This window comes from Caulobacter sp., assembly GCF_049283275.1.
GTDB lineage: Bacteria > Pseudomonadota > Alphaproteobacteria > Caulobacterales > Caulobacteraceae > Caulobacter.
In genome coordinates, this window is the sequence record NZ_JBAPVS010000338.1 from 1 (window position 1) to 11884 (window position 11884).

The window sequence follows — 11884 nt, forward strand, 5'->3', positions numbered from 1 at the left end:
GGGCAGGCTCCCGCGACCGCTTGGGCGGCGGCCGACATCGGACCGGACGAGGAGTAGGGCGCTACCCCCCCGCCGCCAGGATCGCCGCCAGCCCTTCCCGATACGTCGGATACTTCGGCCGCCAGCCCAGCTCGGCCTTGGCCAGGGCGTTCGAGACGCGCTTGTTCTCGGCGTAGAAGCGGCGGGTGGCGGGCGACAGGCCCAGCGCGTTGAACGGCAGGTCGGGCGGGACGGGAACGCCCAGCAGGTGCGCGGCGTGCTCCATGACGTCCTGCGGCGGGGCCGGCTCGTCGTCGCAGAGATTGTAGACTCCGCCCGCCCGGGGGCGATCCAGCGAGGCCAGCAGGCCTGAGACGATGTCGTCGCGGTGGATGCGGCTGAACACCTGACCCGGCTTGACCAGACGGCGCCCTTCGCCGGCCCGCAGGCGGTCCAACGCGCTGCGGCCGGGGCCGTAGATGCCCGGCAGGCGGAAGGTGGTCACCGTCAGGCCCATGCCGTGTCCGACTTGGCGCCAGTCGCGCTCGGCCCCGACGCGTCGCGCGCCCTCGACCGACTGGGCCTTGAGCGGCGAGCTCTCGAACACCCAACGCCCCTCGAAATCGCCATAGACGCCGGTGGTGGAAAGATAGCCGATCCAGTCCGGAAAGGCGTCGGCGGCGGCCAAGGCGGGGATGGTCGCCGCAAGACCCGGACAGCCGTCGGCGGTGGGCGGGGCGGTGATCAGCACGGCGTTCGTCCCGGTCAGGGCGGCGGCCATCGCGGCGCGGTCTTCGGCGTCGACAGGCTCGATCCCCAGAGCGCGCAACTTCGCGGCGCGATCGGCGTCCCGCGCCGTCGCGGCGACGGTCCAACCCCTGGCCATGAGCGCCTCGGCGAAGGCCTGGCCGACATAACCCAATCCGAACACGAACAGACGCAAAAGGCTCAGGTCTCCGAAATGAGGCGGCGATTGAGCGTATGAAATCAAGGTTTGCGCAAGAGCAGATCCTCCCCGTGTGGGGGAGTTGTCGGCGAAGCCGGCGGAGGGGGGAGTGATCGGCAGACGGCCGTCGTGTGGGGGCTTCGGCCCTAAAACTCTCCCCACCGGCCTTCGGCCGCTTCCCCCACGGGGGGAGGGGCTGCCTGTTGTCCACAATGACGCGCCCGAACCCGCGTCAGACCGCTTGCCAACCGCAAGGCGCTCTGCCATAAGCCGCCTCCTCGTCGCGGGGCGCTGTTTCAGCCCCGCCGATGCGGGCGTAGCTCAGTGGTAGAGCACAACCTTGCCAAGGTTGGGGTCGAGAGTTCGAATCTCTTCGCCCGCTCCATTCTCCGGTCCTCCGGCGGTGGAACGAGACCCAAATATCCCGGATGCGGGCGTAGCTCAGTGGTAGAGCACAACCTTGCCAAGGTTGGGGTCGAGAGTTCGAATCTCTTCGCCCGCTCCAATTTTCCTCCCAGAACTTGAAGCGTGACGCATCCGGTGGGCATAGCCCTATGGAAGGGTGTCGCGTGGACCTGTCGCCGGTCGGTGGTGGTTTGCGTGGCGCGATGATCTCGGGGAAGCCGGCGGACATGACACGAATGAATCTTGGGCGAGTCCGTGCGGCGGGCGTGACGCTGACGGCGGTCTTGACCTTGGCGGGCGCGGCCCAGGCTCAGATGAAGCCCAAATATCCGATCTCGCGAGCCGAGCCTGTGGCCCCGGCGGCCGAACAGAAGGCTCCTGACCCGGCGTCGGAAAACCCCGAGGGCTGGATGACCGAAACCCGCAAGAAGTCGGTGGAGATCGGCGCTCAGCCGGCGCGCGACGTCGGCATCCTCAAGCGCGAGATCCCCCCGGTCCTGGTCAAGGCGCAGGAGAGCCCCTACGGCCTCGAAGGCCTGAGAACCTGCAAGCAGCTCGCCGCCCAGATCGAGGCCCTCAACACCGTGCTGGGTCCGGACTATGTGGCCGGGCCCGAGGTCAAGGAAAACCGCGGCGGCAAGCTGGCCGAGGCCGGCGGAAAGGCCGTGGTCAACTCGATCATCCCGTTTCGGGGCCTGGTTCGCGAGGTCACCGGCGCGGCCCTGGCCGATCGCCGGATGGACGCCGCCGTCGAAGCCGGCGTGGCCCGCCGCGGCTTCCTGCGCGGGGTTCAGGCCAAGCAGGGCTGCAAGACGAGGTTCTAGCCGCCAAGGGGCGATTCCTGATCTAACCCTCGCGGTGAACCTGCGGGGAGCTTCCGATGTCCAAGCGCGTCCTTCTGGGCCTGGCCCTGGTCTTGGCCCTGAACGGCGCCGCCATCGCCACGGCGCCCAGCGCGGCCGACAAACTGGGCCAGGCGGTCAAGGCCTACGAGGCGGCGGGGGCTGGTGAGGACGACGGGGAGGGCGGGGCGGACGAGGCCTCGCGCTTCAGGCTTCCGCCCATCGGACCCAAGGCCGACGCCGATCGCAAGGCCCTGCTGACCTCGGCCCGCCAGGCGCTGGACGGCGTCGACCTGGCCGCCCTGACGCCCGATCAGCGCCTGACCCACGCCATTCTGAAATGGAGCCTGGACGAGCGGCTGGAAGGCCTGTCGTTCGACGAGGCCCGGATGCCGTTCAGCACCGACGGCGGCTTCGACGTCATCCTGCTGTACCGCGCCAACGGCATGCATCTGAGGTCCGAGGCTGAAGCCAAGCAGTGGATCGCCCTGCTGGCCCAGGCGCCCGACTGGTACGAGGCCAATATCGCCGGCGCCCGGCGGGGCGTGGCCACCGGCTTTGTCCAGGCCGCGCCGACCGCCCAGGCGGTGCTGGACCGCGCCCGCCGCACCGCCGCCACGCCTCTGGCCGATGACCCGTTGCTGGCCCCGTTGCGGAACCTGCCCGCCGGCGTCCCCGCCGACCGTCGGGCGGCCCTGCTGGCCGAGGGAACCAAGGTCGTCACGGACAAGGTCGCGCCCGCCCGCGCCGGTTTCGTGACCTTCCTGGAAACCGAATACCTGCCGCACGCCGCCAAGAGCCTGGCGGTGTCGGACCTGCCCGATGGCCAGCGCTACTACGCCTTCCTGGTCCGTCGCCACACCACCACGACCATGACCGCCGACCAGGTCCACGCCCTGGGCCAGTCGGAAGTCGCCCGCATTCGGGCCCGCATGGAGGTCGTGATGAGGCAGGCCGGCTTCCGGGGCGACCTGCCGGCCTTCATCGCCTATCTGCGCAAGGACCCGCGCTTCTACGCCACCAGCCGTCAGCAACTGCTGGAGAAGGCCAGCGAGATCGCCAAGCGGGCCGACGACCAGCTGCCCGGTCACTTCGGGACCCTGCCGCGCCTGACCTACGGCGTGCGGCCGGTGCCGGCCAGCATCGAGCAGGGCTACACCACCGGCCGCTATTTCGGCGGCGATCCCAGGACCGGCCGGGCCGGCGGGCTGATGATCAACACCTCGGCCCTGGACCAGCGGCCGCTGTACGAGCTGCCCGCCCTGGTGCTGCACGAGGGCGCGCCCGGCCATCACATCCAGACCGCCCTGGCCCAGGAGCAGACCGGCGTCCCGGAGTTCCGCAAGACCGTCTATTTCAACGCCTATGGCGAGGGTTGGGGCCTGTATTCCGAATGGTTGGGCGAGGAGATGGGGATCTATCGCGACCCCTATGAGCTGTTCGGCCGGCTGTCCTACGAGATGTGGCGCGCCTGCCGGCTGGTGGCCGACACGGGGATCCACGCCAAGCACTGGACGATCGACCAGGCCAAGGCCTGCTTCCTCGACAACACCGCCCTGTCGCCGACCAATATCGACGTCGAGGTGGCCCGCTACGTCTCCTGGCCCGGCCAGGCCCTGGCCTACAAGGTGGGCGAGCTGAAGATCCTGGAACTGCGGCATAGGGCCGAGGCGGCCCTGGGCGACAGGTTCGACGAGCGGGCCTTCCACGACGCGGTGCTGCTGAACGGCTCGCTGCCGCTGGCGGTGCTGGAGGCGAAGATCGACGCGTGGATTGTGGAGCGGAAAAAAGGGTAGCGTTTTCTCCCTTCCCCCTTGATGGGGGAAGGGCCGGGGATGGGGGTGATGCGGCGGTTCAGCCGCTGAAGCCGTGACCACCCCCACCCAACCCTCCCCCATCAAGGGGGAGGGCTCAAGAAGAAGGTCACATGGCGCGCATCACCGTCCTGGGCGAATGCATGGTCGAGCTGTCGCCGGAGGGCGAGGGGCTGCACCGGATGGGCTTCGCGGGCGACACCTTTAACACCGCCGTCTACATGGCCCGGCTGGGTGACGCGGTCGCCTACTGCACGGCCCTGGGCAAGGGCGATCCGTTCAGCGACGGGGCCCTGGCCGCTATGCGCCGCGAGGGGCTGGACACCGCCTTGGTGCGCGAGGCCGAGAACCGCCTGCCGGGCCTCTACGCCATCGTCCTGGACGAGAACGGCGAGCGGAAGTTCCACTACTGGCGCGAGCGGGCCCCGATCCGCGACCTGTTCTCCCAGCACACCGCCGACCAGCTGATCGCCGCCGCCAAGGCCAGCGACCTCGTCTACTTGTCGGGCGTCACCCTGGCGGTGATCGGCGACATCGGGCGGGCGCGGCTGAAGGACATCCTGGCCTATGTCCATTCGCTGGGCGTGGCCGTGGCGCTGGACTTCAACTACCGCCCGGCCCTGTGGGCCTCGCCCGAGGCGGCGCGCGAGGCGCTGGACGGCGTGGTGCCCTCGTGCCGCTACGTGTCGCTGAGCAGCGAGGACAGCCGTCCGCTCTACGGCCGCGAGGCCGAGGACCTGGCCGCCGAATGGGCCGCCGCCGGGGGCGAGGTGGTGGCGCGCGACGAGAGCCACGCGGTCAATGTCCATACGCCGGAAGGCCGCATCGCCAACCCGGCGCCGGCCCGGGTCAAGGCGCTGGACACCACCGGCGCGGGCGACAGTTTCAACGCCGCCTACCTGTCCTCGCGCCTGGCCGGCCTGCCGGTGGAGACCGCCGTCGCCCGTGGGCACGACCTGGCCGCGGCGGTTGTGACGTGCAAGGGCGCGATCATCCCGAAGGCCTCGATGCCCATTTGGTCGCGGGGATAGAGCAGGGTCCGGCCCAACGCAATCAAAGGTTTATATTCCTACTGGACGCGCGTAATAGGAAAGTTATCCTCACCCCAGGAATCTCGACCTAGACTCTGGGTCGAGGGCGTCACGGGGACGCCGTTCGCAGGGGGAAGCCGATGCTGGCTCAAGCTCTCGAGGATTTGTGGGCGATCTCGCCCGACCCGCGCCGTGACAAGCTGACGGCCGCCTTCATCACCCACGCCGTGGCCCTGGCGACGGGCGTCGCGCCCAAGGACATCGCCTCGACCGGGCGCACCAGCAAGGCGGCGGCGCGGGCGCGGCAGATCGCCATCTACCTGGCCCACGTCAACTTCAACTGGCCGCTGATCCGGGTGGCCTTCGCCTTCAACCGCGACCGCAGCACCTGCGGCTATGCCTGCACCCGTATCGAGGACATGCGCGAGAACGCGGCCTTCGACGCGCGGATGAGCGTGCTGGAGGCCTGCGTGAAACAGGCGCCCGACTCCATTCCGGAGTTGACCCAGCTGGGAGCGGACCGATGAGCGGCGCTTTCGAACGAAGCCTTGAGGCCGAGCGCCTGGCCGGCCGCGCCGAGCGGTTGCTGCGGCGTCCGGGCGCGCTGATCGAGGTCAAGGGCCTGGGCTATGTGGTCCGCTTCGGTCCGCGGCGGGGGGTGATGCTTACGGTGGATGAGGCCGCCTTCCGCGTGCTGGCCCGCGACGGCGCTCTGGCGTCGCGCCGCGAGGGCGGCTGGCGTCTGGTCAAACCGCTGGGCCCGCCCACGCCGCCCCCGGGGCGTCCGGGGGTGATCAAGGGCGAGCGGGTGGTGATCGAAGGCAGCGACCAACACGTGGTGCTCAGGGCCAATCTGGGTGAATCGCCCCTGGCCTGGCTGGCGCGGCGGGGTGGACTGGAGCCGGTCGAGATCGTGGCCGGCGAGCGGCTGCGCGAGGATTTCCAGAAAGCCGGTTCGATCGGCCGCCTGACCATGAACTGGGACACCCAGCCGCGCGGCGAGGGCGGCGGCCAAGGCCTTGAGCCGGCGCTGAGGGCGAGGGCGGCCAAGGACCGGATCGCCGCGGCCCTGGCGGCGGTCGGTCCGGGCCTGCGTGAAATGCTGGAGCGGGTGTGTCTGGCCGAGACGGCGCTGCAGGTCGCCGAGCGCGAGCTTGGCCTGCCGCGAAGGGCGGGCAAGACGGTACTGAAGCTGGCGCTGCAGCGGCTGGCCATGCACTACCGGATGGTTTGAGGGCGAAGGAGGGGACACACGCTCGCGGCGAGGCTCGAGCCGGGACGGCTAGGCGACGAGCGCGAGTGTGTGCCCCCTGTCGGTCGCTAGTGCTTCAGCGCTTGCTTGATGTCGCGCATCTGGTCGTGGCCGGACTTGACCGAGGTCCAGGCCTTTTCGATCGCGGCGCGGGTCGGGGCGTCGACATCGGTGTCGGCCAGCGCCTTCTCGAACTTGTGCTTGATGTGGTCCTCGCCGGCCTCGACCTCGTTGACCACGGCTTCGTCGCCCTTGGTCAGGCTGTCCTTCAAGTTGACGAACACGCGGTGGGCGGCGGCCAGGATGGTGCCGTCGTCCTTGGGTTCGCCGCCCAGGCGGCGAACTTCGCCTTGCAGGTCCGAGGCCACCGAGCGGCGCTCCTGGGCGCGCTGGGTGAACAGGGTCTTGAAGCGGGCGCCGTCGGCGTCCTTGGCGGCTTCTTCATAGCCGTCGGCGCTGTCGATGGTGGTTTCGACCAGGCCGTTGACGAGCTTGATGTGGTCTTCGTTGGTATGGGCCATGGAGGCTCTCCGTAAATGGGGATCGGCTAACGCGGCGCGTCGGCGAAAGGTTCGAAGCGCGGCCTTACTTCGCCAGCTTGGAGCCGAAGAAGCTCCAGGCGGTGGTGGCCGCGGCGATGGCCGGGGCGCGGGTGCGGCGGTTGATAAGCAGGGCGGCGACGAGGCCGGCTCCGATCACGGCAACCGCGACAGGCACCTTGTAGCCGGCCAGGGTGACCTTGCCCTCGGCGTCGGGTCTCAAGGCGTAGTCGGGGACCGGCGCCGGGGCGTAGGGATCGGCGACCGGCTTGTGGAACAGGCCGGAGATCTTGCCGGACAGGCTGGACAGCAGACCCTGGCGGGCGGCGGCGGGCGTGCCGTAGGAGGCGTCGTAGGCAACCATGGGAAGGCTCCTTGCAGAAGGGGAGCCTCGATAACGCGGTGGCGGCGGGGTTGATCCCGCATGCTCCCGTCGCCGGGGCGGTCCCGGCGACGGGGAGCGCGTCGGTCGCTAGCGCAGTCCGCCCGAGACGACGATCACCTCGCCGGTCACCCAGCCGGCGTCGGCCGAGGCCAGGAAGGTCGCCACGGGGGCGATGTCGGTCGTCTGCCCCAGGCGGCCAAGCGGCGTCTGGGCGACCAACTGTTTTTCGAAATCGGTGCCGAGGATGCCCGTGGCATGGACGCCTTCGGTCTCGACGGCGCCGGGGCTGATGGCGTTGACGCGGATGTTGCGCGGACCCAGCTCCTTGGCCAGCACCTGGGTGATGGCGTTCACCGCCGCCTTGGTGGCCGTGTAGATCGACGCCGTGGCCAGGTTCAACTGCACGGCGTTTGAGCTGATGTTGATCACGCTGCCGCCCTGCGGGCCGAACTGGCGGGCCGCCTCCTGGGTGGCTAGCAGCACGCCCAGCACGTTGATGTCGAACTGGCGGCGGTACTCATCCTCGGTCACGTCCTCCAGCGGCACGAATTGATAGACGCCGGCGTTGTTGACCAGCACGTCCACCACGCCGAAGGCGGCCTTGGCCTCGGCGAACAGGCGGGTCACGTCGGCGGGCTTGGAAACGTCGCCCTGCACCGCCACGGCCTTGCCGCCGGCGGCGAGGATCTCGGCCACCACCTTATCGGCGCCGTCGCGGCTGGTGGCGTAGTTGACGACCACGGCCGCGCCCTCGGCGGCGAAGGCCTTGGCGACGCCCGCGCCGATGCCCTTGGAAGCGCCTGTCACCACGGCGGTCTTACCCTGCAGCTTGCTCACTTGAACTCTCTCCATCGCCCCGTGGCTTGATCGTTCGGGGGTTGGTTCGATAGTTAGATAAACATCGAAATGATTCAAGGACGGGGACGAGAAGGAAAGTTGGGTCTGTCTTCAGATTTCGGCCAGTTGCGCCAGATAAGCGTTCAGGACGTCGCGCTGCAACACCAGGAAAGCGAACTTTCCCTCACGGACGATGCGGATCAGGCCAGCGCCCTCCAGTTCCTTCATGTGGTGCGACAGGGTGGCGGCGCTGATCGGATGGGCCTGGGCGATGCAGCCGCAGGCGGTGGGGGCGCTGTTGGAGCCGATCTCCTTGAGGATCTGCACCCGGCGCGGTTCGGCCAGGGCCTTGGCGATCAGGGTGACCTGTCGCTCGCTCAGCGGGGCGATCGTCGCGGTGTCCATGATCGACATATGACGACGGGAGGCGACGGACGCAACGACGGGGATGGTGATCGACATTCGGGCCCAGTGCGTGGTCCTCGTCCTTCGACAGGCTCAGGATGAGGACCATTTTCAAGTCCGAGCTGTAGGAAAACCTCATCCTGAGCTTGTCGAAGGACGAGGTTTTCGTCCCGGACGCTGAAGGTCGATACGATCTAATCGGGCTCGCGGCCGCCCATCACCGCCCCGACGTGGGCGATGCCCAGTTCCTTGGCGCGTGTGGCCTGGCGATGGCGCTCGGCGTAGCGGGCCTTGGCCTCGTCGTCGCGGGCGTCGTGGCAGGCGGGGCAGGAGACGCCCTCGACATAGTGCTCCGAGGCGCGATCGTCGGGGCTGACGGGCATGCGGCAACCCCGGCACAGGGCGTGGGTTCCCGGCGTCAGGCCGTGGCCGACCGCGACCCGCTCGTCGAACACGAAGCACTCGCCGCGCCACAGGCTGGCGTCGGCCGGCGTGGTCTCCAGATAGTTCAGGATGCCGCCCTTGAGATGGAAGACCTCGTCCACGCCCTCGCTCTTGAGGAAGGCTGTCGACTTCTCGCAGCGGATGCCGCCGGTGCAGAACATCGCCACCTTGGGCGGGGCGGCCGGGTCCCAGGTCTCGCGGAAAGCGCGGAACCAGGCGGGGAAGTCGCTGAAGCTGGCGGTCTTGGGATCGATCGCGCCCTCGAACGTGCCGATCGCCGCCTCGTAGGCGTTGCGGGTGTCGATCACCACCACGTCGTCGCGGGCGATCAGGGCGTTCCAATCGGACGGCTCGACATAGGTCCCGGCGTTGTTGACCGGATCCAGGTCGCCGGCCCCCAGGGTGACGATCTCGCGCTTAATGCGCACCTTCATGCGGTGGAACGGCATCGTCTCGGCGTCGGCGAACTTCAGTTCAAGCGTGTCGCAGCCGGGCAGGGCGCGGATGTGGTCCAGCACCCGGTCTATGGCTTCGGGCGTTCCGGCGATGGTGCCGTTGATCCCCTCGCGGGCCAGCAGCAGCGTGCCCTTGACGCCCAGGCCGCAGCACAGCTTCGACAACGGCCGCATGATCGTCAGCGGATCGGCGAAGGTGGTGAAGCGATAGAGGGCGGCGACGCGGAAGCTCATGTTTGCGCTGATAGGCGCTGGCGGGGCCGTTCTCAAGCGGCGCTGGAACTTTCCGCAAGCATCTGCGCTTAGATCGCCATGAGCATCCTGATCGTCATCGTTGTCGCCCTCGTGCTGCTTGGCCTGGCTCTTTACGCGGTCCAACGCAGCCCCATTCCGTCGCCGGTCAACTGGCTGTTGCAGCTGGTGCTGATCGTGATCGCGATCTGGTTCATCGGGACGCGCGCCGGGTTCTTCTGAGCCTGACGGAGACGCGATCGTCCTTGATCACGTCATTCTGGCGAAATAGCTTGGTGTTGCTCAGCTAGTCTGACGCGCTGAGTTTGGTTGGCTGGAAGTTGGCGATGTCCCCGAAACGTCTGGCGAACCTGATCTTTTGGGCGGCGGCCTTCGGTATCGTCGCTTATTTCGTCTATACGACAGTTGCAGGCGGGTATCGCGTCGGAGGACGCGAAGGTCTCATCTGGTCGACCGTTCTGCTTTTAGGCCTGGTCGTCGGAGCCGTGTTGACGGCGGCGCCGGCAAAGCGCGACTAGCCCGCCAGCGCCCCGGCGTCCCGCTGGATGCGCGCCACCATGGCCTTCAGCCCGTTCGAGCGCTGCGACGACAGGGCCTCCGACAGGCCCAGCCGCGCCATGGCGGCCGCGGCGTCGAACTCGACGATGTCCCTGGCCGGCCGTCCCGAATAGAGCCGCATCAGGATCGCGATCAATCCGCTGACGATGTGCGCGTCGCTGTCGCCTCGGAAGACAATCGTGCCGTCGGCCTGCGGCTCGGTCACCAGCCACACCTGGCTGGCGCAGCCGCGCACCTTGTTGGCTTCGGAATGCTCGGCCTCGCTGAGCGGGGCGAGCCCCTTGCCCAGATCGATCACGTAGCGATAGCGCTCCTCCCAATCGCCGAGCAGCTCGAACTCGTCGGCCAGTTCGTCAAGAGCGGCGTCGATGGGGCGTTGCATAGGGCGGACTTAGTGTGAGCCAGTCGAAAGGGGAAGCCCCCTAAGGCCGAGCCCGCGCCATCGATGTCCGCGCCGTGGCTTCGGGCAGGGCGACGACGGCGGTGAAGCCTTCGCCCGGCGTGGATTTCAGCCGCAGGCTTCCGTCCATCGCCCGGGTCAACAGATCGACGATCGGCAGTCCCAGCCCCGCGCCTTCCGACGCCCGGGTCAGGGTGGCTCCGCCCTGTTCGAACGGTCGGACCAGGCGGGTCAGGTCGGTCGGGTCGGCGCCTTCGCCATGGTCGCGGATTTCGATCTCGACGTTACCGCCGATCGATCTGGCCTCGATCACCACCAGCCCGCCCTGCGGCGAGTGGGTCAGGGCGTTCTGCAGCAGGTTGGTCAGGATTGTGCGCAGGCCCCGGCCGTCGGCCCGCAGGAAGGGCAGGGTTCCGGGTTCGGGGGGCAGGATGCTGATCTCGCGGCTCGAGGCCTCGCTGCGCAGCTGCAGGAGCACGTCCTCGATGGCGTCGTCCAGGCTCTCCTCGCCCAGGTCCAGGTCGGTGACATGGCCTTCCAGGCGGGCGATTTCGACGATCTGGTTGACCAGGCGCAGCAGCTTCAAGCCGCTTTCGTGCACCAGGGTGGCGTATTCCTTGTACTGCGGCGCGCCCAGGGGGCCGTAGAGCTCGCAGGCCAGGATTTCGGAAAAGCCGATCACCGCATTCAGGGGCGTGCGCAGTTCATGGCTGACCATGCGCAGGAACGAGCGCTTTTGATCATCCAGCGCCTGTTTGCGCCGGGCGCGCGCCGCCGCCCGCCGGAAGGCGGTGGTTTGCGACATCAGGCCGGTGTCGACGCCGGCGTTTTCGCGCGGCGAATCGGCTTGGCCCGATGCATTGGTGATCGCCGGTGGCGGCATCAGGAACTCCCGGACCTTCTGTCCGTAACTTTGAGGCGCCAGAATGAACCAAGGCGCTTACGAATCCGTTTCCATCCACAAGAAGCTCTGGCGTTAACGATCCCGCGCTGATTGTGCGGCCTTGGGGGAGAAGCCGGCTCGCGTTAAGCTTTGACGACAAAGACTCACGAGAAGGGATTCTCGAGGCCTTGCCCATCGCCGGCGCCCCGCTCCAAACCGGACCAACACCGGGACAGGCCTCGTCTCCGACGGGGGCCTTCAGTGCGGCGCATCTGTGGCGGCTGGGCTGGTTGGCGAGCGTGATCTTCGCGACCGGCGCGGCGGCCTTCACGCCGGGCGTCGTGAGCCTTGCGGTCTGGCTGGCCCTGGCGGCCGGCGCGCTTCCCGCCTTGGCGGCTCTGGCCGTGGGCGACCGGCGCGACGAGCGCCTGCAATCCCTGATCCTGGTGCTGTGGGC

At 68.4% G+C, this 11884-nt stretch carries 15 protein-coding genes and 2 tRNA genes; 9 read left to right on the forward strand and 8 right to left on the reverse strand.

Going from position 1 to position 11884, the window contains the following annotated elements:
• Positions 1–61: 61 nt before the first annotated feature.
• Positions 62–922: an SDR family oxidoreductase gene (locus WAL33_RS19220; RefSeq protein WP_422183337.1), complete on the reverse strand. Its 861-nt coding sequence runs from the start codon at positions 920–922 to the stop codon at positions 62–64.
• Positions 923–1235: 313 nt separating this feature from the next.
• Between WAL33_RS19220 and WAL33_RS19225 the strand changes: the two genes are divergently transcribed.
• The 7 genes from WAL33_RS19225 (at position 1236) to WAL33_RS19255 (ending at position 6251) form a co-directional block, all read left to right on the forward strand.
• A tRNA-Gly gene (locus tag WAL33_RS19225) sits at positions 1236–1310 on the forward strand.
• A 45-nt stretch (positions 1311–1355) separates the two neighbouring features.
• Positions 1356–1430: transfer RNA gene (locus tag WAL33_RS19230), tRNA-Gly, on the forward strand.
• Positions 1431–1557: 127 nt separating this feature from the next.
• Positions 1558–2154 (forward strand): hypothetical protein, encoded by a 597-nt coding sequence (locus WAL33_RS19235; RefSeq protein ID WP_422183338.1) that lies wholly within the window; start codon positions 1558–1560, stop codon positions 2152–2154.
• Between the two features lie 56 nt (positions 2155–2210).
• Positions 2211–3968: a DUF885 domain-containing protein gene (locus WAL33_RS19240; protein WP_422183339.1), complete on the forward strand. Its 1758-nt coding sequence runs from the start codon at positions 2211–2213 to the stop codon at positions 3966–3968.
• Positions 3969–4099: 131 nt separating this feature from the next.
• Complete coding sequence (locus WAL33_RS19245; RefSeq protein ID WP_422183341.1) at positions 4100–5017, forward strand: sugar kinase; 918 nt, start codon at positions 4100–4102, stop codon at positions 5015–5017.
• Between the two features lie 140 nt (positions 5018–5157).
• Positions 5158–5544, forward strand: coding sequence for a helix-turn-helix domain-containing protein (locus WAL33_RS19250; protein ID WP_422183342.1), 387 nt, complete (start codon positions 5158–5160; stop codon positions 5542–5544).
• Positions 5541–6251 (forward strand): DUF6456 domain-containing protein, encoded by a 711-nt coding sequence (locus tag WAL33_RS19255; RefSeq protein ID WP_422183344.1) that lies wholly within the window; start codon positions 5541–5543, stop codon positions 6249–6251. The genes WAL33_RS19250 and WAL33_RS19255 overlap by 4 nt, the downstream gene beginning before the upstream one ends.
• Positions 6252–6337: 86 nt before the next feature.
• On the opposite strand, the gene WAL33_RS19260 is transcribed toward WAL33_RS19255, so the two are convergent.
• The 5 genes from WAL33_RS19260 to WAL33_RS19280 form a co-directional block, all read right to left on the reverse strand.
• Positions 6338–6790 (reverse strand): PA2169 family four-helix-bundle protein, encoded by a 453-nt coding sequence (locus tag WAL33_RS19260; protein WP_422183346.1) that lies wholly within the window; start codon positions 6788–6790, stop codon positions 6338–6340.
• Between the two features lie 64 nt (positions 6791–6854).
• Positions 6855–7172 carry a hypothetical protein gene (locus WAL33_RS19265; protein WP_422183347.1) on the reverse strand — a complete coding sequence of 106 codons (318 nt, stop codon included), beginning with the start codon at positions 7170–7172 and terminating at the stop codon, positions 6855–6857.
• A gap of 108 nt (positions 7173–7280) precedes the next feature.
• On the reverse strand, positions 7281–8030 hold the full coding sequence (locus tag WAL33_RS19270) for a glucose 1-dehydrogenase (RefSeq protein WP_422183349.1): 750 nt from the start codon (positions 8028–8030) through the stop codon (positions 7281–7283).
• Between the two features lie 111 nt (positions 8031–8141).
• Positions 8142–8435: an ArsR/SmtB family transcription factor gene (locus tag WAL33_RS19275; RefSeq protein WP_422183351.1), complete on the reverse strand. Its 294-nt coding sequence runs from the start codon at positions 8433–8435 to the stop codon at positions 8142–8144.
• 194 nt (positions 8436–8629) lie between these two features.
• The gene (locus tag WAL33_RS19280) at positions 8630–9568 is read right to left on the reverse strand and encodes a rhodanese-related sulfurtransferase (protein ID WP_422183353.1); all 939 of its coding nucleotides are present in this window, start codon (positions 9566–9568) and stop codon (positions 8630–8632) included.
• A gap of 78 nt (positions 9569–9646) precedes the next feature.
• Between WAL33_RS19280 and WAL33_RS19285 the strand changes: the two genes are divergently transcribed.
• Together WAL33_RS19285 and WAL33_RS19290 are read left to right on the forward strand one after the other, a co-directional pair.
• Complete coding sequence (locus tag WAL33_RS19285) at positions 9647–9808, forward strand: hypothetical protein (protein WP_018061533.1); 162 nt, start codon at positions 9647–9649, stop codon at positions 9806–9808.
• A gap of 104 nt (positions 9809–9912) precedes the next feature.
• On the forward strand, positions 9913–10104 hold the full coding sequence (locus tag WAL33_RS19290; RefSeq protein ID WP_422183354.1) for a hypothetical protein: 192 nt from the start codon (positions 9913–9915) through the stop codon (positions 10102–10104).
• Here WAL33_RS19290 and WAL33_RS19295 read toward each other — a convergent pair.
• Together WAL33_RS19295 and WAL33_RS19300 are read right to left on the reverse strand one after the other, a co-directional pair.
• The gene (locus WAL33_RS19295) at positions 10101–10526 is read right to left on the reverse strand and encodes a SufE family protein (RefSeq protein WP_422183356.1); all 426 of its coding nucleotides are present in this window, start codon (positions 10524–10526) and stop codon (positions 10101–10103) included. The two genes, WAL33_RS19290 and WAL33_RS19295, sit on opposite strands and share 4 nt — an antisense overlap.
• Positions 10527–10566: 40 nt before the next feature.
• The gene (locus tag WAL33_RS19300) at positions 10567–11427 is read right to left on the reverse strand and encodes a sensor histidine kinase (RefSeq protein WP_422183358.1); all 861 of its coding nucleotides are present in this window, start codon (positions 11425–11427) and stop codon (positions 10567–10569) included.
• Between the last annotated feature and the right edge of the window lie 457 nt (positions 11428–11884).